General features: G+C 43.6%; 22 protein-coding genes and 1 other RNA gene. 20 read left to right on the top strand and 3 right to left on the bottom strand.

From position 1 onward, the window contains the following. Nucleotides 1–59: 59 nt before the first annotated feature. From pspA to maiA, 7 genes are all read left to right on the top strand, one after another. Nucleotides 60–743, top strand: coding sequence for a phage shock protein PspA (pspA, locus tag AC27EZ_RS01185; RefSeq protein ID WP_487133560.1), 684 nt, complete (start codon nt 60–62; stop codon nt 741–743). 53 nt (nt 744–796) lie between these two features. Next, nucleotides 797–1,036: an envelope stress response membrane protein PspB gene (gene pspB / locus AC27EZ_RS01180; RefSeq protein WP_487133559.1), complete on the top strand. Its 240-nt coding sequence runs from the start codon at nt 797–799 to the stop codon at nt 1,034–1,036. Beyond that, a complete protein-coding gene (gene pspC, locus AC27EZ_RS01175) occupies nt 1,033–1,485 on the top strand; it encodes an envelope stress response membrane protein PspC (protein ID WP_487133558.1) in 453 nt (150 codons plus the stop codon). The genes pspB and pspC overlap by 4 nt, the downstream gene beginning before the upstream one ends. A gap of 204 nt (nt 1,486–1,689) precedes the next feature. Then, on the top strand, nt 1,690–2,490 hold the full coding sequence (gene phhA / locus AC27EZ_RS01170) for a phenylalanine 4-monooxygenase (RefSeq protein WP_487133557.1): 801 nt from the start codon (nt 1,690–1,692) through the stop codon (nt 2,488–2,490). A gap of 173 nt (nt 2,491–2,663) precedes the next feature. Continuing rightward, nucleotides 2,664–4,220 (top strand): transcriptional regulator TyrR, encoded by a 1,557-nt coding sequence (tyrR, locus tag AC27EZ_RS01165; protein WP_487133556.1) that lies wholly within the window; start codon nt 2,664–2,666, stop codon nt 4,218–4,220. Nucleotides 4,221–4,430: 210 nt separating this feature from the next. Next, complete coding sequence (locus AC27EZ_RS01160) at nt 4,431–5,441, top strand: fumarylacetoacetate hydrolase family protein (RefSeq protein ID WP_487133555.1); 1,011 nt, start codon at nt 4,431–4,433, stop codon at nt 5,439–5,441. 66 nt (nt 5,442–5,507) lie between these two features. After that, nucleotides 5,508–6,161, top strand: coding sequence for a maleylacetoacetate isomerase (maiA, locus tag AC27EZ_RS01155; protein WP_487133554.1), 654 nt, complete (start codon nt 5,508–5,510; stop codon nt 6,159–6,161). Between the two features lie 44 nt (nt 6,162–6,205). Here maiA and AC27EZ_RS01150 read toward each other — a convergent pair whose 3' ends face one another. After that, complete coding sequence (locus tag AC27EZ_RS01150; protein ID WP_487133553.1) at nt 6,206–6,673, bottom strand: Lrp/AsnC family transcriptional regulator; 468 nt, start codon at nt 6,671–6,673, stop codon at nt 6,206–6,208. Nucleotides 6,674–6,866: 193 nt separating this feature from the next. On the opposite strand from AC27EZ_RS01150, the gene AC27EZ_RS01145 reads away from it, so the two are divergent. Further along, entirely contained in the window at nt 6,867–7,925 is a 1,059-nt protein-coding gene (locus AC27EZ_RS01145; protein ID WP_487133552.1) for a Glu/Leu/Phe/Val dehydrogenase dimerization domain-containing protein, read from the top strand. 84 nt (nt 7,926–8,009) lie between these two features. After that, nucleotides 8,010–8,106, top strand: an RNA gene (ffs, locus tag AC27EZ_RS01140) — signal recognition particle sRNA small type. A gap of 26 nt (nt 8,107–8,132) precedes the next feature. On the opposite strand, the gene AC27EZ_RS01135 is transcribed toward ffs, so the two are convergent. Next, entirely contained in the window at nt 8,133–8,429 is a 297-nt protein-coding gene (locus AC27EZ_RS01135; protein ID WP_487133984.1) for a late competence development ComFB family protein, read from the bottom strand. A 148-nt stretch (nt 8,430–8,577) separates the two neighbouring features. Here AC27EZ_RS01135 and AC27EZ_RS01130 point away from each other — a divergent pair, with 148 nt between their 5' ends. The 6 genes from AC27EZ_RS01130 to AC27EZ_RS01105 all read left to right on the top strand — a co-directional run bounded on the left by AC27EZ_RS01130 (nt 8,578) and on the right by AC27EZ_RS01105 (nt 17,143). Further along, nucleotides 8,578–9,672, top strand: a complete 1,095-nt coding sequence (locus AC27EZ_RS01130) for a tryptophan 2,3-dioxygenase family protein (RefSeq protein WP_487133983.1) — start codon at nt 8,578–8,580, stop codon at nt 9,670–9,672. Between the two features lie 342 nt (nt 9,673–10,014). Beyond that, entirely contained in the window at nt 10,015–12,816 is a 2,802-nt protein-coding gene (locus tag AC27EZ_RS01125) for a TonB-dependent receptor (protein ID WP_487133551.1), read from the top strand. A 75-nt stretch (nt 12,817–12,891) separates the two neighbouring features. Then, a complete protein-coding gene (locus AC27EZ_RS01120) occupies nt 12,892–14,010 on the top strand; it encodes a prolyl hydroxylase family protein (protein ID WP_487133550.1) in 1,119 nt (372 codons plus the stop codon). 17 nt (nt 14,011–14,027) lie between these two features. Next, the gene (locus AC27EZ_RS01115) at nt 14,028–14,306 is read left to right on the top strand and encodes a hypothetical protein (RefSeq protein ID WP_487133549.1); all 279 of its coding nucleotides are present in this window, start codon (nt 14,028–14,030) and stop codon (nt 14,304–14,306) included. A 63-nt stretch (nt 14,307–14,369) separates the two neighbouring features. Next, nucleotides 14,370–15,344 carry an aspartyl/asparaginyl beta-hydroxylase domain-containing protein gene (locus AC27EZ_RS01110; protein ID WP_487133548.1) on the top strand — a complete coding sequence of 325 codons (975 nt, stop codon included), beginning with the start codon at nt 14,370–14,372 and terminating at the stop codon, nt 15,342–15,344. Beyond that, nucleotides 15,344–17,143 (top strand): tetratricopeptide repeat protein, encoded by a 1,800-nt coding sequence (locus tag AC27EZ_RS01105; RefSeq protein ID WP_487133547.1) that lies wholly within the window; start codon nt 15,344–15,346, stop codon nt 17,141–17,143. Before AC27EZ_RS01110 ends, AC27EZ_RS01105 begins: the two co-directional genes overlap by 1 nt. A 72-nt stretch (nt 17,144–17,215) precedes the next feature. On the opposite strand, the gene AC27EZ_RS01100 is transcribed toward AC27EZ_RS01105, so the two are convergent. Further along, nucleotides 17,216–17,776 carry a 2OG-Fe(II) oxygenase gene (locus tag AC27EZ_RS01100; RefSeq protein ID WP_487133546.1) on the bottom strand — a complete coding sequence of 187 codons (561 nt, stop codon included), beginning with the start codon at nt 17,774–17,776 and terminating at the stop codon, nt 17,216–17,218. A gap of 124 nt (nt 17,777–17,900) precedes the next feature. Between AC27EZ_RS01100 and AC27EZ_RS01095 the strand changes: the two genes are divergently transcribed. The 5 genes from AC27EZ_RS01095 to AC27EZ_RS01075 all read left to right on the top strand — a co-directional run bounded on the left by AC27EZ_RS01095 (nt 17,901) and on the right by AC27EZ_RS01075 (nt 21,970). Beyond that, nucleotides 17,901–18,599 carry a 2OG-Fe(II) oxygenase gene (locus AC27EZ_RS01095; protein ID WP_487133545.1) on the top strand — a complete coding sequence of 233 codons (699 nt, stop codon included), beginning with the start codon at nt 17,901–17,903 and terminating at the stop codon, nt 18,597–18,599. Nucleotides 18,600–18,907: 308 nt separating this feature from the next. Then, complete coding sequence (locus AC27EZ_RS01090) at nt 18,908–19,669, top strand: DUF3450 domain-containing protein (protein WP_421133964.1); 762 nt, start codon at nt 18,908–18,910, stop codon at nt 19,667–19,669. A gap of 6 nt (nt 19,670–19,675) precedes the next feature. After that, the gene (locus AC27EZ_RS01085) at nt 19,676–21,034 is read left to right on the top strand and encodes a MotA/TolQ/ExbB proton channel family protein (protein WP_487133544.1); all 1,359 of its coding nucleotides are present in this window, start codon (nt 19,676–19,678) and stop codon (nt 21,032–21,034) included. A gap of 1 nt (nt 21,035) precedes the next feature. Beyond that, nucleotides 21,036–21,560, top strand: a complete 525-nt coding sequence (locus AC27EZ_RS01080) for a MotA/TolQ/ExbB proton channel family protein (RefSeq protein ID WP_421133966.1) — start codon at nt 21,036–21,038, stop codon at nt 21,558–21,560. A gap of 11 nt (nt 21,561–21,571) precedes the next feature. Then, nucleotides 21,572–21,970, top strand: a complete 399-nt coding sequence (locus AC27EZ_RS01075; RefSeq protein WP_421133967.1) for an ExbD/TolR family protein — start codon at nt 21,572–21,574, stop codon at nt 21,968–21,970. The last annotated feature ends 1 nt before the right edge of the window (nt 21,971 follow it).

The raw sequence follows: 21,971 nt of genomic DNA, 5'->3' as shown, positions 1-21,971 counted from the left end.
ATAATACTTTGGCAAGTTTAGTGTTTTTTACAAACCGTTTTTAGCAAGAGGTAATTATTATGGGTATCTTCTCGCGTTTCACTGATATTGTGAATTCGAATATTAATGCGCTTTTAGACAAAGCGGAAGATCCTGAGAAAATGGTTAGATTAATCATTCAGGAAATGGAAGACACGCTTGTTGAAGTTCGTTCAGCTTCAGCAAAGACACTCGCTAACAAAAAGGATATTGTCAGCCAAATCAGTAAATATGAACACGATGCTAATGATTGGCAGGCGAAAGCAGAGCTAGCGCTAAGCAAAGATCGCGAAGACCTTGCCCGTTCGGCGTTGCAAGAAAAGAAAAAGTCAGCGGAAGCAGCAGAGTCTCTTTCTAAAGAGCTTGCGGCGGTAGATGAACAGATCAGTAAGCTTCAGAACGAGATTGGACAGTTACAAGATAAACTGGCTGATGCTAAGACGCGTCAAAAAGCAATTATCATGCGCCAAAAAACGGCAAGTTCGCGTTTAGAAGTTAAACGCACGCTGGATAGCACCAATGTTGATAATGCAATGGGGCGTTTTGAGCAATACGAGCGTAAAATAGATGATTTAGAGTCTCAGGTAGACGCCTATGATTTAGGCAAGAAATCCTTGAACGACGAATTTGCGGAGTTAGAGGCTGGTGATAAGGTAGACGAAGAGCTAGCCGCGCTAAAAGCGAAGGTGCAAGGTAAAAAAGCATCATCGACAGCGTCAGAATAAGTAAAAAGCTGTCTGTAATGGGCAGCGTGTAACAAGTTATTGGAGGGTTCGAAATGGATGAAGGCATGATTGCAATGCTGGTAATGCCCCTAGTCATATTTATGATCTTTGTGGCACCAATATGGCTAATATTGCATTACCGCAGTAAAAAACAAGTGAACCAAGGCCTAAGTGCAGAAGAACATGCGTCGTTGCAAGCACTGGCGGGCCAAGCTGAAAAAATGAGCGAGCGTATCGAAACGCTAGAAGCCATTTTAGACAGCGAGGCACCTGAGTGGAGGAATCGCGCGTGAGAAACGGTCAACCACTATATCGCGATAGCGAGAATGGACGAATTGCGGGTGTGTGTGCGGGTATCGCCAACTACTTTGGTTTAGAAACATGGTTAGTGCGCATCTTGGCGGTTACAGGCTTTTTCTTACTTGCCGGGCCATTTATGTTTGTCGCCTACATTGCCTGTTGGTTTATTCTTGATAAAAAGCCACATGGCGCTAATGTGCAACCACAAAAGCCAATGTTCAACATGAGCAGCAAAGGGTGGAGAAACTCAAATGTTGGTGAGGTAAAATCTACCAACAGAGTGGAGGTGAAAACTAAGGTTTGGCAAGCCGGCGAGCCGCCTAAGCAAGCATTTCATGATATCAAAAGTCGTTTTGATAAAGCGGAAATGCGATTGCGTAAAATGGAAACGTATGTCACGTCTAAAGAGTACCAGCTAAATCGTGAAATAAGTCGCCTTTAATTCAGTCATTACATTACGAACCATTAAGCCTCATTAATTCAATTGCTGAGGCTTTTTTGTTATTAAATACAATTGGATAGCCTATCTGTGTAAAATAAATGTTACGCAGTTTTTAACAAGCCAAATACGTGGCAGACTTCCAGAACCGTGCTTTTTCATTAGACTAACTGCCACAACTTAAGCAACGCGATGACAAAAGAAGTTATGTCAAAATCCACCCAATACAAATCAAGAGTTTCCGATGCGTCTGGAATTATTTCCTGGAGTGATGAGGAGAATCAAATTTGGTCTGAACTTTACGAGCGTCAGATTCCGTTGGTTGAGGCGCGGGCGTGCAAACAATACATGGACGGTTTAGCACTGTTGAACCTATCGAAAGATAGTATTCCCCAACTACCGGATATTAACGCGGTCCTTGAGCGTGAAACAGGGTGGACAACGGCCGAAGTTCCAGCACTTATTAACTTTGGCGAATTTTTTAGATTGCTCGCGAACAAACAATTTCCGGTCGCTACCTTCATAAGAACCAGAGAAGAGTTTGATTATCTACAAGAGCCCGATATTTTTCATGAAGTATTTGGACATTGTCCTCTGTTAACCAATCCGGCCTTTGCGCACTTCACGCACACGTATGGAAAGTTAGGGCTTGCTGCCAGCAAGGAAGACAGAGTGTATCTTGCGCGGCTTTATTGGTTTACCGTAGAATTTGGTCTAGTTCGCGCTAACGATGAGCTTAAGATTTATGGCGGTGGCATTTTGTCATCTCCAGGTGAAACCATTTATGCGTTGGATAGCGATACGCCGGTACGTAAGCCACTGACGCCAGTTGATACACTACGTACACCATACCGAATCGATATAATGCAACCGCTTTATTACATTTTGCCCGATTTTGACCACCTCTTTGAGTTGGCTGAGATGGACATCATGGCACTGGTCGAAAAAGCGAAAGCGCTCGGTCTATTTTCCCCACTTTTCCCACCAAAGGAAAAGAAAGCAAGTTAACGAGTTATTAACGTTATTTGACGCGCCACAATATTGCGTGGCGCGCTTCCCCACCTTTAAGCACAATAGCTGCGTTCTTTTAGATTTACGATCTGTAACAAAAATCTTGTTATCTTTTTGTAAAAGTATGATATCTTGTACACTAATCTTTACAACTATAGTTAACACTCTGTATGCGCCTAGAAATCAGCTGTCAGGACCGTCTTGGTATTGCTCAAGATGTTTTGGATATTCTCGTTACGCACGAAATTGACTTAAGAGGAATTGAAATTGACCCTGTTGGGAAAATTTTCCTCAATTTTCCTAATATAGAGTTTGCTGATTTCCAGCATCTCATGCCGCAAATTCGAAGAATTGAAGGGATTGACGACGTTAAAACAACGCCTTTTATGCCTGGAGAGCGGGAAAAGACGCAATTGTCAGCCATTTTAAGAACCTTACCCGACCCCGTTTTTTCGATTGATGCCAAGGGACACATTCTGTTGTGTAACGAGGCGGTTACGTCAGGCTTGGAACTTCCTTTCAGTGAGATTGAAGGGGAAGAGGTTGGTGAACTGGTTAAAGGGTTTAATTTCACTAAGTGGATGGACGGCAGCCAACCTCGAGCGCAATCGTCTAAAGTGAAATTTATTCAGCAGGATTATGTGGCAGACATGCTACCGATAACGGTGCCTGATGGTGATAACAACATTATCATGGCGGGTGCGGTAGTTATTCTTAAATCTGAAATGAGGCTAGGGCAGCAGTTAAGTGTCTTTCATCAGGCGCCAACCGACAGCTTTGACCGTTTTGTTACGCACTCCGCCTTTATGAAAAAAGTGGTGCATGAGGCCAAGCGGGTTGCAGATTTAGATGCCCCAATACTGATCTTTGGTGAAACGGGCACAGGAAAAGAAATGATCGCCAGGGCGTGTCACCAGTCGAGCCGACGCAGTGAAGGTGCATTTTTGGCATTGAACTGTGCATCGTTACCAGACAGTGTTGCTGAAACAGAGTTGTTTGGTTACGCCGAAGGCGCATTCAATCAAACGTCTGCGAAAGTGGGCCTACTTGAACAAGCAAAAGGCGGTACGCTGCTGCTTGATGAAATCGCCGATATGTCATCACAACTTCAAGCTAAATTGTTGCGAGTTTTGGAAGATGGCGAATTTAGACGAGTAGGTGATGCTGAACCTGTAAAAGTTGATGTTAGATTTATATGCACGACGTGCAGAGACTTAGGGCAACTTGTCGAAGAAGGAAGGTTCAGAAAAGAGTTATATTATCGGTTGAACGTACTGAGCTTGGTTATGCCTTCGTTAAAAGACAGGCGCCAAGACATTGTTCCATTAGCCGAGGCTTTCATTCTCCAACACAGCAATAAATTGGCTAAACGGCCTGCGAAGTTGAGTAAGTCATGTGTCGAGTTCTTACAGCAATATCCATGGCCGGGGAACGTACGTCAGTTACAAAATGCACTTTACAGGGCATTATCGCTGCTTGATGGCAAAGAAATCACCAAAGAGGATATTCAACTTCCGAGTTGTGCGCCTAGCGTGACTTATATTGACGAAAACTTCGACGGTACCCTTGATGAAGAAGTGAAAAAGTTTGAAAAAGATCTGTTGAAACGGTTGTACCCGTTTTATCCAAGTACACGCCAGCTGGCGAAAAAGCTTGGATTAAGCCACACCGCGATAGCCAACAAATTGCGTGAGTACGGAATAAACAAAGCGACAGTGAAATTATAGACTGCCTCTGTCTCGATTTATTTACATCCCTTCTCCTAGATACTTAAAATACGGTGCGTCGGCGGGCAAAGCCTGGCGCACTGTATAGCAAGCCTTACAGCGAAATAAGCTAACATTGCGTCATCCCTTCTCAAACACATATAACCAATGGCATAAAGAGCAGATATCAACGCATTTAAATATTGGTGCATTAAAACCAGAGGAAATACGATGAAGCTAGCAACGTATAAAAATGATACGCGTGACGGCACGCTAATGATAGTTTCGAAAGACCTTACAAAGGCATGCAGTGCTGAAGGTATATGCAGCACAATGCAGCAAGCGCTAGATAATTGGCAAGCGATTGCTCCTCAACTGCAAATGCGTTACGAGCAGTTAAACAGTGGGCAGCGTGAGTCGGTTGCTTTTGATGCGAGCCGTTGTGAGTCTCCACTACCTCGCGCTTATCAATGGGCAGACGGCAGTGCTTACGTTAATCATGTGGAGTTAGTGCGTAAAGCGCGTGGCGCTGAAATGCCAGAAAGCTTCTGGACTGACCCGCTAATGTATCAAGGTGGTTCTGACGATTTTATCGGTCCTCAAGAGGATATTATCCTGCCAAGCGATGACTGGGGGATTGATTTTGAGGGCGAGGTTGCGGTTGTAACCGATGATGTACCAATGGGATGTTCAGACGAACAGGCTGGCGAACGTATTCGCTTAATTATGCTTGTAAACGACGTATCACTGCGTGGTCTTATTCCAGGAGAGCTTGCGAAAGGCTTTGGTTTCTTCCAATCAAAACCCGCATCAAGTTTTTCACCTGTAGCCGTGACGCCAGATGAACTAGGCGATGCGTGGAACGATAATAAAGTGCATCTTCCACTGCGCTCAACGTACAACGGTGAGTTGTTTGGTAAACCTGAAGCGGGACAAGATATGACGTTCAACTTTGGGCAGTTAGTTGCTCACGCAGCGAAAAGCAGAAACCTAGGTGCTGGCGCCGTGATTGGTTCAGGCACGGTATCCAACAAGCAGGGAACCGATCACGGCTCTGCTATCTCGGAAGGTGGAGTAGGCTATTCGTGCATTGCAGAAGTCCGCATGATTGAAACTATTCGTGATGGTAAACCATCGACACCCTTTATGCAGTTTGGCGATCGTATTCGCATTGAAATGCTCGACAAGGAAGGGAGCAGTATCTTCGGTGCTATAGAACAGCAGGTAAAACCGCTAAACTAGATATCGTGAGGGTCGCTTTTGCGAGCAACGGCGACCCATTCATTTTATGTAATATTGGATACTACTATGAGTATTAAACTATACGGATACTGGCGTTCTACCGCGTCTTATCGTGTGCGTATTGCCTTAAACTTAAAAGGTGTTGAATACGAATATATTCCGGTGCATCTAGTGAAGGACGGTGGTGAGCAGTTTGCTCAGTCATATTCTCGCATGAATCCATCGCATCTAGTCCCTACGCTCGTAGACGACGATGAAGACATCATCCTTAATCAATCGCTTTCAATTATTGAATATCTTGATGAGCGCTTTGACTCTGAGCATAAACTCATTCCCGTGCATCGGAATGAGCGCGCGCGGGTGAGGGCGTTAGCACAGGACATCGCATGCGATATTCAACCGATTGGCAATTTGAGAGTGTTGAATGCGCTAAAAGGAAGCTTTGGCGCCTCTCAAGACGACGTTGTTGAATGGGCTTCGCATTGGATAAAGCAAGGTTTTAACGGCATTGAAAAGCGTTTACAAACGCAAGCAGGTAAATATTGCTTTGATTTTGACGTTACCATGGCCGATGTTTGCGTTGTACCGCAAGTTTATAATGCGAAACGGTTCGGCGTTGATATGACGGCCTATCCGTTGCTTAATAAAATTGCAGATAACTGCAACGAATTAGACGCGTTCGAAAAAGCGAAACCAGAGAACCAATCAGACGCGCAATAAATATGCTTCTCATTATAAAAAAGCGCAGTATACACTGCGCTTTTTTATTGGCGTTTAATAGGGAGTTCGGTGGTGTTTTTAACCTGTTTTAGCGCAAACGTTGAACTTAAATGGTCTACTAGAGGTAAGTGGGTTAGCTTATTTTTTAACAAGTATTCGTATTCTTCAATACTTTCAACGATGACTTTAAGTAGATAGTCTTTTTCGCCACTGGTGGTGTGACACTCGACAATTTCATCAATGCTTTGTACTGCATTTTCAAAGTCAGTCAACGAGTCGCCGTCGTGGTTCTTCAGCGTTACGTAGATGAACACTGATACGCCCAAGTTTAGTTTTTTACTGTTAAGTAGGGTTACCTTTCCTAATATAATGCCTTCAGATTCCATGCGTTTTACACGTCGCCAGCATGGAGTATGAGACAGCCCAACACGCTGGCTTAAATCAGCCATGGAGACAGTTGCGTCTTGTTGTAGCACTCTTAAAATTTCACGGTCAAATTTATCTAATTTCATTCACGAAGTATCCATCGATTTTATGATGTTCATTATATATAAAAATAAATTCTAGGATAGCTGTCCTAGAAAATTAGTAATGATTTATCCTGTATTTCAGTTTGTAAAATTCATCAACAAACTTAGCAAGGCTTGTCCTCTCGCCTTTCAGATAGACTTGGCATCATTAACAGCACATTTAATAAGGGAATGTATGTCAGTATTCGATCACAGTGAGTTCGATAATCACGAACATGTTGCGTTTTATCACGATGAGAAGGCGGGGTTAAGCGCTATTATTGCTGTACATAATACCAATCTTGGGCCTGCATTGGGCGGCTGTAGAATGTGGCCTTATGTAAATAGCGCTGAAGCATTGACTGACGTTCTTCGTTTATCCAAAGGAATGACATACAAAGCGGCAATGGCGAACCTCGCGTTAGGCGGTGGTAAGTCGGTTATCATCGGCGATCCGCGTAAAGAAAAGACACCAGAAATGATGCTTGCGATGGGCAAATTTGTTGAATCGCTAGGCGGGAAATACTTTACCGCTGAGGACTCTGGCATTGCTGTTACTGACCTTCAAACCATGGCAACGCAATCAGACTATATTGCGGGCGTTAATGCCCAATATCACTATGCGGGCGAAGTACCAGACGGTAACCCTGCGCCGTCGACTGCATACGGTGTATTCGTGGGCTTAAAAGCATCTGTAGAATACGGATTGAAGCGCAACCTCGATGGTATATCTGTCGCTATTCAAGGCATGGGACATGTAGGCTACCGTCTTGCAAAGCACCTTCACGAAGAGGGCGCAAAATTGTTTGTTGCGGACATTTATCCTGAAGGGGTAGAGAAAGCAGTGGCTGAATTTGGTGCGACAGCCGTTTCGCCAGAAGACATCCTTAGCCTTGACGTTGACGTACTTGCGCCATGTGCACTAGGTGCAGCAATTAACGACCAAACATTACCTACGATTAAAGCAAAGGTTATTGCGGGAGCTGCAAATAATCAATTGGCACGAGAAGATATTGGCGACTTGTTAGTTGCACGCGGTATTCTTTACGCTCCAGATTACGTGATCAATGCAGGTGGGGTTATCGATATTTTCCATCAGCGTATGGAGAAAAGCTCTAACGACGCCATGCGTGCCCATATTGAGAAAATTGGTGACACCTTAAAAGAGATATACACACGAGCCGAATCTGAAAATGCGGCAACAAACCGTGTAGCGAATACTATCGCAGAAGAACGTTTTACGAATAAGGGTTGAAACTTAGCGGCCAAATAGTCATAATGCGCCCCGCACTGAAGCGGGGCGAGTAGTTCTGCGGTAAGCGCGTTTTCTATGGTGGGCTTTTGGTCCTCCCGCAATGATACTTTGTGAACCCGGTCAGGCCTGGAAGGGAGCAGCCGCAGCAAACGACTCATGTGCCGGGATGTGGCTGGAGGCCTGCCACCCAAATCTCCTTAACGTAATTCACGCCATCTCTTTTGTGTTTTCTTTAGGCGGTCGCTTTTCCATATCATTTAAATACTTAATGGCTTTGTCTACGGCATATTCAACGTTCATTTCCATCTGATTTCTTTCACTTTGCGGTAAGTAAAATGCCATATCTACCTCATAGCGAATATACCGAGGCGGCACTTGATTAAGTGCAAGACAGCACAAGTCCGCTAAGAAATCGGGTGTCTTGGTGTTATCTAGACCAAGCTCAGCAATGCGCTCGAGGACAAGGTGTTCATAATAATTATGGATATCATCATCTAACTTCATAGTTTCCCCACTCATATTTATTGTTTCCATATTGCCATACTTGAACAGAATTACAGCTGTTATGTAAAGGTATAGCTTGAATTTTGTCGATGTCGAGGATGCAGTGGTAGTATTGTCTTGGGCATTAACAACAAAAAGCATGCACGACATGAAGAAAAATATAGAACCCTGTTATTACGGTGATTACCTACAACTAGACAAAGTTCTAGGGGCACAGCACCTTCAAAGTACCAAGTACGGCAAACCTGCACACGAAGAAATGTTATTCATTGTTGTACACCAAGTTTATGAACTGTGGTTTAAACAAGTACTGCATGAGTTAAATGCGGTTATTGATGCGTTTAACCAACCTACAGTGCAAGACCAAGCGTTAACCCAAGTTGTGCATCGGCTACAGCGAGTTATCCAAATTCAGCGATTGATGAATGATCAAATTGCGATAATGGAAACGATGACGCCTCAGCAATTTCTCTCATTTAGAGATTATTTAGTCCCCGCATCGGGTTTTCAAAGCATTCAGTTTAAGCGACTCGAAATTTCTTTAGGGTTGAAGCGCGAGTATCGCATTGACTTTGATAAGCAGAGTTTTTACAACCGACTTTCTGAAGATGACCGGGCCCTACTTGAAGGATTGGAAGACAAGCCAAGTTTATTTGAACTTGTTGATAAATGGCTAGCACGTATGCCGTTGCTTAAAATTGATAAGTTTGATTTTTGGGAGTATTACCAAGCCGCAACAAATGAAATGCTCGCTGAAGACAGGCAGACGATTACGACTAACAGCATGTTAAGCGATGTTGAAATTCGACAAGAGCTTAAAGATTGGGAAGGCACTAAAACAAATTTTGATGCGCTATTTGATGAGGATAAATTCAATACGTTGCGTGAAGAAGGGAAGTTTAGGCTGAGTCATGATGCACTGCTGTCAGCGTTATTCATTAAACAGTATTCTGAAGAGCCTATTTTTAACCTTCCTTTTCAATTAATCACGGCACTAACAGAGATAGACGAACAGCTCACTATTTGGCGTTATCGGCATGCAATGATGGTTCAACGAATGCTAGGTACAAAAATAGGGACGGGCGGGTCATCTGGACATCACTACTTAAAGAAGACCACCGAATCTAACAGGATATTTCTCGATTTCTTTAATATGGCGACATTTTTATTGCCTAAAGACGCACTGCCTTCATTGCCAGAGGACGTGAAACGTCACTTGGGTTTTTATTTAAAAGCATCTTAACAAAGTAGATAAACCGACTTTATTATTAATACGAGCAAGCAAGTGCTTGCTCGTATTAATAATAATGAAGAAAAACGTAAAAAATTCAAACTGACTGTATTTTGAGCGTATTTTGGCGTCAATGTGTAAGGTAGATGTTAATTGTACGTTAATATTTACACTATTTGATGAAATATAGAAAAAATATTGAACTTTTGAATTACACCCATCTGATCCAGGTTGACCCTGTCCTCAACATATGGTTATTATCTTGTCGAGGCTTTGACCTTACTAATAATAATTCGTTACAAACGATTTAAGAAACACACACTAAATAGTTTTAGTGGTCCAGGGAGACAATACATGTTTACAAATTCTAAACTGGCTAAGTCAGTGAAGTTGGCTTGTGCTTTTGGCGCAGCGTCAACCATCGGTTTCGCCGGTGCAGCTAACGCACAAGAAGAAGCAGCGGCAGACGCTGTTGAAAAAATCGAAGTAACTGGTTCACGTATTCGTCGTACTGACGTCGAAGGCGCAAACCCTGTTACAGTTATGACCCGTGTTGATATTGAAAAGTTCGGTATCACATCAATCGGTGACGTTCTTCAAGCAATCCCATCTGCGGGTTCTGCTATCAACACTAACAACAACAACGGTGGTAACGGTACTACTACGATTAACATTCGTGGTATTGGCTCTAACCGTACACTTGTTCTTGTTAACGGTAAGCGCTGGGCTCCAGGCCTTGGCGGTTCAGTTGACCTTAACAACATCCCAGCGTCTATCATTGAGCGTATCGAAGTACTTAAAGACGGTGCGTCTGCGGTATACGGTTCTGACGCGGTTGCTGGTGTAATCAACATCATCACTCGTCAAGACTTCGAAGGTGTTCATGCTTCTGGTTATGTTGGTCAGTGGGATGAAGGCGATGGCGCTCGTGAGCAGTGGGACATTGGTTTCGGTACTGCAAACGAAAAAGGTAACGTATATTTCAACGTAAGTTACGTTGAAGAAGAAGAAACACTAGCGGGCGACCGTGAGATTTCTTCAGTACCTGTATTTGGTACACCACAAGGTTTTGGCGGTTCATCTGCTCCACCTCAAGGTCGTTTCTTCACATTTGACCAAGACGGTTCTGCTAATAACTTGCAAGGTGATAGCAACGGCGGTCTTTCTCCGTGGGTTGAACCTGATAGCCGTTTCAACTTTGCACCGTTTAACTATCTTTCTACTCCACAAGAAAGAATAAACATTTATTCTCAGGCGCGTTATGAGCTTTCTGATAATATCTCAGTAAACGCTACAGCGTTCTACGGTAACCGTAAATCAGCACAGGCACTTGCACCTACGCCACTATTCATTGGTACAGCGTTTGGTGACTCAGGCTTTACACTTGCTGGTAACCACCCATTCAACCCGTTTGGTGTTGACGTAACTACTGATCAAGCAGTTCTTGATGCGAACCCTGATGCACAAGAAATGTTCTTATTCGGTCGTCGTATGATGGAAGCTGGCTTCCGTCAGTTTGCACAGAACGTTGACCAATTCCAGTTCAACGGTGGTTTCGAAGGCGTATTTGAGCTAGGCGATCACGAGTTTTACTGGGATGCAAACTACACGTATGCAGACATCACGCAGAACACATTGACAGACGGTCTTCTTAACATGGACCGTGTACGTCTTGCAATTGGTGACCCAGCAAACTGTACAGGTAACTGTACTCCGCTTAACTTGTTTGGTGGTTCTACTGATATCGGTCAAGGTACTATCACGCAAGATATGCTTGATTTCATCACCTTTACTGCTCAAGACACGCTTAACTCAAAGCTTGAAAGCTACTCAGCGAACATCTCTGGCGAGATCATGGAGCTTCCAGCTGGTTACCTAGCATTCGCAGCAGGTTATGAGAAGCGCTGGCAGTCTGGTTTCGACCAACCAGATGCAATCATCGCTGCTGGTATCACTTCAGGTAACGCGCGTCAGCCTACCTCTGGTTCATTCAGTGTTGAAGAATTCTACCTAGAATTGGCTGTACCTCTTCTTTCTGATATGCCTGGTGTTGAGCAACTAGATCTTGAACTAGCAACTCGTTACTCTGACTACAGCAACTTTGGTGACACCACAAACTCTAAAGTTGGCCTTAAATGGCGTGTAACTGAAGACCTAATTGTTCGTGGTACGTTCTCTGAAGCGTTCCGTGCTCCGTCACTAAACGAATTGTTCCTAGGTAACAGTGATTCATTCCCACCACTAACAGATCCATGTAATGGTGGTGCAGCTGCAAACCCTAACCTTCCAGGTTGTGCGGGTATTCCAGCAGCATATGTTCAGCCTAACTCACAGATTCGTATCACTGTTGGTGGTAACGCGAACCTTGAAGCTGAAGAAGCAGAAAGTTTCACATACGGTTTCGTATACTCACCTTCTTCAGTAGAAGGTTTGTCAATCACGTTTGACGTGTTCGACATTGAAGTAGACGGTGCGGTATCTGGTGTTGGTGCACAGACTATCCTAAATGCATGTGCGCAGACAGGTACAAACCTATGTTCACTTATCACTCGTGGTGCTAACGGTAACGTTGTTGACTTGTTCAACGGCCTAGTTAACCTTGGTGGTCAAACAACGTCTGGTTTCGATTATAACGTTGCTTATAACTTTGAAACTGAATACGGTGACTTCCGCCTTAACTGGGATGGTACTTACATCGATGAGCGTTCTGTAATCATTGTAGATCCAGTATCTAATACATCAACTACAATCAATGACGCTGGCCGTGCAGGCGACCGTGACGTTGTTCCACGCCTACGTACTAACATTAGTGCAACGTGGATGTACGATGACTGGACAGCTAACTGGTTAGTTCGTTATATCGGTAACACAACTGAAGAGTGTGCAATCGACGGCGGTGCATTGGATCAGCAACTATGTTCTGACCCAAGTGCTGAAGTTGGCGGCGATAGCTTTAACGAGCTAGAAGCAATGGCTTACCACGATGTATCACTAGGTTACACAGTTAACGACAACTTGCGCGTTACTGTTGGTGTGAACAACTTGTTCAACACAGACCCAGAAGTTTCTTACTCGACGTTTGCTAACAGCTTTGACCCGTCAATGTACGAAATCCCAGGATCATTCTTCTACACACGTGTAAACGTGAACTTCTAATCGAAGTTAGTTAAAGAATATAATCTATGAATTAAAAAGCCTCTTCGGAGGCTTTTTTTATTTGGGCAAATAGGTATGCAGATTTCTTCTATAATTGCTGATGCCAATCGGGCAATAGAAAAAGGCGATGAAGTAAGTGCCATGTTGCTGTTTAAGCAGGCGGGAGAACTTGGGGATATTAGTGCAGCACTTGATTATGCGTATTTCAATATGCATAGCGCGCCACAAGAGGTTATTGATTATCTTTACCGTATTCCTGCAGCGAGCAATAGCACGGTTCAATTCCATCAACTGTTAATAGGTTATTTTAATCAATGTTTTACTGACGTCCACGATGTTGCGAAGCGGCTGGTAGCGCTTGCGAAAAGGGGAAATAGCCAGGCATCGCTTGTGGCCCTTTCATATTTATCTACCGGAAGTAAACCATTCTCAATGGTAAGCAGTTGGCTTAAAGCCGTCAGCCCGAACATTTGTGAGCAACTCGGTATTCACCAGTGGTGTTGTAAAGCGTATAGCGATTGCAGTGACTCGGATATCGTCGACGCAGTGACGGTAGGCCTTGGAAAAGACACCTTTTCTACCGATGTCGTTGATGAACTACTCCCTGTTACGCAATACTTTGATGTATTGTCAGAATTTGAATGTGCATATTTCGTTACTCGGTTTAGCGCGCTACTGAGACCTTCGATGGTGGTAGACCCGCAAACAGGAGAGGGAAAATACGACCAAATACGTACAAGCTATGTAGCACCGATAACCGCAAACCATTGCGATTGGCATGTTCGAAAAGTCGATAGGCTTATTGCAACAATAAGCCAAACAAGAGAAAGTCATGGCGAATACTTAAACCTGCTTCGCTACTCGCCCGGCCAAGAATACAAAGGCCATTACGATGCGATTCAAGTAGATGCCGATTGTGCAATTTACAACGACGGCGGTCAGCGTTGCCAAACCGCACTCATATATTTGAATACCGTCAATGACGGTGGTAGAACAATCTTTCCTAAGCTTGGTAAGAGTATAAAACCACAAGCGGGGAGTGTGTTGATATTTACTAATGTAGATAAAAATAATAATGTATTGCTTAAAAGTTACCACGCAGGTGAAACGACAGTGTCATCAAATAAATGGTTACTTACAAAATGGATTAGAGAAATGCCAACAACTTATGGTAAGTTAGTTCATAACAATTAGACTAAAGGATAACACGGATGAAATTAGTAACACGTTCATTACTTGCGCTCTCTGTAGTGCTTTCTCTTGGAGCTTGCTCATCAACTAACAGTGGTGAAAGTGAGTCTTATGCAAATCAAACTAACGCTGAAGGCGATGATGGAATGGTTTGTAAAATGGAGAAAAAGATTGGCTCTAACCGCATGTCACGCGTGTGTTATACGGTTGAAGAGCGTGAGGTAATGGAAGAAACGGCAAAAGAGGGCTGGTTTCGTAGTCAGCGTACTTACTCAACAGGCGGCGGTGACGGGCGTTAGTCTGTAAAATTTGCTAGCAATGATTTAAGATAAGGGGCGTTTAAGCCCCTTATTTGTATATCGATGTCTAATATAAAAATTAAAATAGATAAAATTGCCAGCTATCTTGCTAAACAAGCGTATTCTGACGCACTCAATGTTTATGCAGACATTCATGCCGAAGATAAAAGCTTTCTTTACCCCGATTCCATCGACACCCTTTCAGAGAATAGAATAACGCATATCCGTAATGCAGCAAATTTATCGCGAAGGGCGCTTTATGAAATGCTCCATGGCATACCAAGTAGCAAGCGGGTAAGTGATGCTGTCGAGATGTTGTGTGGCACAATGCCAAAAAAATTCGACAAGGTGCAACAGCAACCAAATTTCTTTTTCGTGCCAAACCTTCCATCTTCCCCATTTACTGACCCCAAAAGCATTGAAGGTCTAGAGCAGTTTGTTGAGACGATAGCTGAATATAGGTCACTATTGTGTAACATGGCGCTCATTGCTCAAGAACGTTATATAGATACGATAGGCGGTGCACCTAACACCGAACAATGGAATAAGTTAAAAGAGAACTGGACGTCCGTTCACTTAATAAAAGCCGGCAAATTAACGGTTGCAGGTGAGCAATTGCCTATTGCGTGCAAAAAGGCTCTCACGAGTGACCTCATCGCCAACTGTGCGCCTCATGCTCCTGAAGTTGTAATTTCTGTACTTCAACCACACGCAGTTATTCCTCCGCACTTTGGTATTTCCAATATTAAGTGGACACTTCATATTCCACTTGTGATAAATGAAAATGCGTCGTTGACCGTAGGGGGGCAGACGGTGTTGTGGGATGAACAGCGTAAATCGCTTTTGTTTGATGATAGCTACGAGCATAGCGCAAGAAATGAATCAGATAAGCAGCGCGCGGTATTAATCATCGATATATGGAACCCTCATTTAACGACAGCAGAAAGGAGCGATATCAAAGATATCATGCGCAAGTATAACACTTGGTCTTCGTCGTTCGGCGTACTTGCAAATATAGATAGTAGGTTTTATAAATAATGTCCGCCAATCCATCAATTATTATTCCGCAGCTTATCCAAGCGTATCAAGCTAAACATTATGAGTTTGTCGTAAGCTCTCTTGGTCAAAACGTTGCATTGCAGAAAGTCGACGCAGTCATACCACAAATTTACGGCGGCGCATTAAGAAAGCTTGGAGAATTAAAGAAAGCGAAAAGCGTTTTTGAAAAAGGCATAAAGCGGTTCCCAGGTCATCCCGACTTGCTGAATTCACTAGCGAATTTAATGGTAGAGTTAAATGAGCCGCGCCAAGCCGTAATGTATTTCAAAAAAGCACTAGCGATAAGGCCAAAGTATTTCGACTACGAATATAATATGGCAAGAGCGCTAGTGACGGCGAAACGATTTGACGACGCTAAATCGTTATTCAATTCCCTATTGCTTGTTGCCCCCTCGCATTTAAATACCCGTATTGCGTACGCTGGATTATGTGTTGAGTTAAATGATATTGAGGAGGCAGCCTGTCAGTTACTAAAGGTTTTGAGCGACCAGCCATCTCATGTTATTGCGCTTAATAATTTAGGGAACATCAAACGCACTGCGGGACAGTTAGATGAGGCTATTAGTCTTTATCAGCGAGCACTGCAAGCAGGCGCAGCAGCACCGGATATCTATCAAAATTTAGCGGCATGTTTAGCCCTTAATAATGCGTCGAATGATGCCATTGAGGTATACAAACAAGGGGTGGGGGCGTTTCCCCAGCACAGGGGGCTTCATCACGATTTAGCCCATTACCTGTGGACACAAAATGATGACGATCCTTTCCGGTATTTAAAAGAGCGTTTGAATATCACATCACCAGACTTGATTTTGCTTTATTGTGATTTATCAATAAATATTGACGAATTCGATGATGCTCTGCCGTGGCTTAAGACGTTATTAGATACTCAGCAGCGAGACATCGTCAAGGTTGCTGCACCTTATTACAGCCGCGTTTTGAGAGAACGTGGTGAATATGAACAGGCATTGGAAATTTGCAGCAAATACGCTCAGGTAATGAAAAAGGAGCCACTGCCATTATTAATTGAGCAGGGGTATGTGCTTTTATCTCTTAATCGTGTTGCGCAAGCAAAACAATGCTTTATGACATGTTGTAAACTGGCACCTGACAATCAAGGCTTTTGGACATTGTATTCAACGGCATTGCGACTGGAGGGCAATTATCCTGACTATGCTGCATTATGTAATTATGACGCGTTTGTTTATGCCAATGCGTTATATGCAGACGAGAACATCAATGCAGCATTTAACCGTCAGTTACAGCAGTATTTGCTTACCCTACACAACAATGAGCAACACCCTATCGGGCAATCATTGCGTCATGGATCGCAGACTTTCGAAGACTTGTTTGATGATCCAGCACCGGTTATTCAAACAATGAAAGAACGTATTATTGAGAACGTTAGTGCTTTTGTTGCATCGCAAGTTGGTATGAAAAAGCATCCGTTCTTATCACGGCTGTCCACCCAGTTTGCATTTAAAGGCTCTTGGTCGGTAAAGCTTAGAAAAACAGGGTTTCATAAATCTCATTATCATTCCGCTGGGTGGTTGAGTGGCGTTTACTACGTAGATGTGCCCGATGAAGTTGAACAGGATGGTAACGGATGGTTGGTGTTTGGACGTCCGGATTTAGGAAATATTACCCTTTGTGAAGACTATGCTATTAAACCAGTAGCGGGTAATCTGGTTCTATTCCCTTCTTATATGTGGCACGGTACTAACCCTATCAAATCAGAACAACACCGCATGACTGTCGCATTCGATATTGTTCCTTTGTAGCAACGATTTGCGCGATGGTGAACAACAGCGCCACGGTTAAACGTGGCGCTTTTATGATCGTTACTATAGGTGCTATTCGGCAGGTTCTAATTTAAAGGCAAGCGTGTAACGGGGGCTATAGCAAACTCGATTTGGCGGGCGGCCTACATGCTTGATTGCACCGTGAAAAATGACCGTTCTACCTGGTTTAGGTGTACTGGCAAAGACACAGTCATCTGATGCGTTGTAGAATAACGTCTCACCGCCCCATTCAATGTTCCATTCGGGACACAGATAAACCAATACAGTAAGTTCATCTGCCTCGGGTAAGCAGTCGGTATGCGTGAACAGCATATCGCCGTAGGACGCGTAGTTAACATACCCTCGGTACGCTCGGTACGCTTTACCGGTTATTTCCTTTATTTGCTTCATTGCTCGTTCGTAAACTGGAAGGCTTCTAATTTGTGCATCTGAAAGAGAAACGACCCAATGCTTGTACTCTGCAGTATCTGGTCTCGCTACTTCATTTCTTTTAAAGGCACTAATATTTAATCCGTTAGAAATAGAGGCAGCTTCTTCTTGTGTGCATAGGTTGTCAAATACCCAAACTGGCTTATCGTCAATAGAGCAACTGTATTGAAAAGAATGATTCATAGCTTTTTGGCTTTCATTATTGTTAAATTCACGGGTATTAATAACAAATTGGCGTTGCTTAGCCAACTTTCTAATTAATATCGATGATATTGTATTAGAAAATATAAGAAAAAACGGGAGATTTATGTCTGAAGGTATAAACAAAGCCTTGAATCAAAACGCGATAAAAAACGAGTTTTCAAATGATCGCAAAGTACGCGTTACCTCATTTTTAGAGGAAGAGTTTGCCAGTGAATTACTGTTAAGCCTTACGAATGATGTCAAGTTTGAAATGGCAGTAGTTCGAAATGGCCAATACGACAGTATTACAGAAACCGCATGGCGAAACATGGACGGGCAAACCAAACAGCGCGTAAATGAGGAAGTCATGCAGAACGCAGCTAAAGGCGTCGGTTTTGTTTATGGCAGACATTTAGTGACCTCTGTTGAGCCCATCCCGATGATGAGTAAATTTCACCAATGGATAAACAGTGAAGAAGTGTTGGCGTGGGCACGGGAACTGAGCGGTTTTGAAGATATTGCCAGCGCAAGTGTTCAAGCCACACGTTATACTCCCGGTCAATTTTTAACAAGGCATCAAGATGTTGTAGAAAGAGAAGGGAGACGACTGGCATACGTAATTAACTTAGCGCCAGAGTGGCATCCTGATTGGGGCGGGTTATTGCAGTTTTTTGAACCAGATGGTAGGACCACTGAATCGTGGACACCAGAATTTAACTCATTAAGCCTGTTTGATGTTAAACACATTCACAGCGTGACGTACGTCACGCCATTTGCTCAACAGCCGCGATACGCGCTTACTGGCTGGTTTAAAGCAAAATAGTGGCGAACAGGATTATTATTAACTAAAGTAAAACGATTAAGTGATAAGTGTCGGTTAGGTTGGTTAAACGTAATACAAATTGTGTGGATAATGAACAGATGTGCAAAATACTCACAAGTGTAAACAGCCTGTTACTTGACTAAGCGCAGTATTCCATGTGAGTATACTACGTTCGTAGTAATAGCTTTGAAGGCTACTACTGCATTCCTAAAACAACATTGTAAAAGTTTTATTACGCCCCTTGCCGGGTTGTTATCAAACGGCGGCGAGGATTCAAATAAGAAATTTGGTTGGGAACTATGTCCAAAATGAGCAAGAGAACTCTTATTGCTTCTACTGTTATCGGTGCATTCGCACTAACAGGTAGCGCAGTCTCTGCAGATACGCTAGAAGATCTTCATAAAGAAGAAGCTAAAATTCATGCGACTGCGGCGAAATCTCAAGAAAAAATCAACACGTTGTTCGAGCAATCTCAAGAACTACTTGTTGAATATCGTCAAACGGTAGATGAGACAGAAAACCTTAAAATCTACAACGATTATATTGCTAGCTTGGTCGCTGACCAGCAACGTGGTATAGACTCGTTACAACGTCAAATCGACAGCATCGAGCAAACCAAGCAGGGCATTGTTCCATTGATGTTCCGCATGATTGACAGCCTTGAGCAGTTCATCAAGCTTGATCGCCCAATTCACTTAGACGAGCGTCTTGAGCGTGTTCAACGTCTTCGTGATGTTATGGCTAACTCAAACGTTACTGTTTCAGAGCAGTTCCGCCAAGTCGTTGAAGCATACTTAGTTGAAGTTGAGTACGGCACTAAGATCAATTCTTATCAAGGTACAATCGATGACAACGGTACAGAAGTAACTGTTGACTTCTTTAACCTTGGTCGTACCGCATTGGTTGCATTGTCTCTTGACCAAGCAAACGCTTGGGCATGGAACAACGAAAGCCGCGTATGGGAGCAACTGGGAGACGAGTACGTTTCTTCAGTCGTTGATGCAGTTAAGATGGCAAATAACATCATTCCTGCAGACCTAATCAAACTACCAATTAGCGCAGCGGAGTAATTGTTAATGAAACCAGTATTCAAATCTCTTTTAGCCGCCGCTACGCTTGCAGTTGTGGCAACCGGAGCTCAGGCTCAGGAAGCAAAGAGCCTGAAAGATTTGCTTGACCAAGTTCAAGACAACCGAGTGTCTCAGGCACGCATCAACAAGCAACGTGAGGCTGAATTCCAAGCTGCACGTGCTGATAAACAAGCTTTATTACGTAAAGCACAGAACGAACTTAAAGCTGAAAAAGCTCGTGGCGACCGTCTACAACAGCAATTTTCTGACAACGAAGTAACGTTGAACGATAAAGCGGTTGAACTAGACCAAGCAACAGGCACACTTGGCGAAATGTTTGGTGTAGTACGTCAAGCTTCATCTGAAGCATACGGTCGTGTTTCTACATCGATTGTTAGCGCTCAGTTCCCTGGACGCGAAGCGTTTCTTGCTGAAATGTCTGAAGATTCAAAAGGTCTTCCTAACATTTCTGAACTTGAAGACTTATGGTTTGCACTTCAGAAAGAAATGACTGAAGGCGGCGAAGTAGTTCGTTTCACAACAGAAGTTGTTAACCTTGACGGTGGTTCATCACAGCAAGAAGTTGTTCGTGTTGGTACGTTCAACCTAATCGGCGAAGACGGCTACCTTACATATGATGTTGAAAACCAAGTGGTTCAACCTCTAGGTCGTCAACCAGACGGTCACTTTGTAGCGTCAGCTGGCGATCTTATTGATGCGACATCTGGCATGGTTCCGTTTTATACTGACCCTTCTCAAGGTGCGATTCTTGGTCTATTGAAGCAAAAAGCGACAATGTCTGAGCGTTATCACGCAGGTGGTCCAGTAGGTTATACAATCACTGCTATGCTAGCGATTGGTTTACTAATCGGTATTTACAAGCTAGTTACGCTTACTGTTATTGGCGGTAAAATGCGTTCACAGCTTAAGAACCCAGGTAACCCTTCTGACAGCAACCCTCTTGGCCGTATCCTTAAGGTATACCAAGAGAATAAAAACGCAGACGCTGAGAACCTAGAGCTTAAACTTGATGAAGCAATCTTACGTGAACTTCCACGTATCGAAAGCGGCATTAACGTTATCAAGATTTTCGCAGCAATTGCTCCACTACTAGGTCTACTAGGTACCGTACTAGGTATGATCGCAACGTTCCAAACAATCACATTGTTCGGTACTGGCGACCCTCGTATGATGGCAGGTAGTATTTCAATGGCACTTGTAACAACGGCTCAGGGTATTATAGCGGCATTGCCACTTATTCTTACTCACAGCATTGTTGCATCACGTAGCAAATCAATCATCCATATTCTTGATGAGCAAACTGCAGGTATCGTAGCAGCTCATTCAGAGTCGGAGAAAGCGTAATATGAATTACCTGATTGGATTATTTGAATCGGTCAGGGACTTTATCGCTACCGGCGGTGACGTACTATACTTCGTTGCTGCCGCGCTCTTTCTCATGTGGGTCTTAATGATTGAGCGTTACTGGTATTTAACTTCGGTCTTCCCAACGGTGAAGAAAAACATCATCGCCAACTGGGATGCCCGAGCAGATACCACATCATGGTATGCGCATAGAATCCGTGACGCGTGGATTTCTCAAGCGTCAGATGACTTAAACGCTAGAATGTTGATTATCCGTACTATCATTGCAATGTGTCCGTTAATCGGTCTACTTGGAACAGTGACTGGAATGATCAGTGTTTTTGAGACAATGGCAACGCAGGGAACCAGCAACGCACGTCTAATGGCAGCTGGTATCTCAATGGCTACTATTCCAACTATGGCTGGAATGGTTGCTGCACTGTCTGGGCTGTTTATCAGTTCTCGTCTTGAAGCGAAAGTGAAGCTGGCAAGAGAAGGGCTAGTTGATAGCCTGCCACATCATTAGAGAGAGAGATTATGGCTCGAAAAGTCAGAACCGAGGAAGAAGATGCTCAGATAGATATGACGCCCATGTTGGACATTGTATTTATCATGCTGATCTTCTTTATCGTTACCACTGTTTTCGTTAAGGAAGCAGGGATTGAAGTTAACAAGCCAGATGCGAGCCAGGCGTTCCTTCACAAAAATGCAAACATTTTCATCGCGATTTCAGAAGATGGTAATGTTTGGCTAGATAAACGTGAAGTTGCGCCGGACAGCGTTAGAGCTAATATTGAGCGACTGCTTACCGAGCAGCCAACCGACTACGTAATTATCCAAGCAGACGTGAAAGCGAAGCATGGTCTAGTAGTTGAAATTATGGATCAGGTTAAAGCGGCAGGCGTTAACCGAGTTTCGGTAGCAGCAAGGGGTTAAG

Source organism: Alteromonas sp. 4NH20-0056, assembly GCF_057539655.1.
Note: the sequence above shows the minus strand (reverse complement) of the source record. Positions and strands in the feature narration are given on the sequence as shown.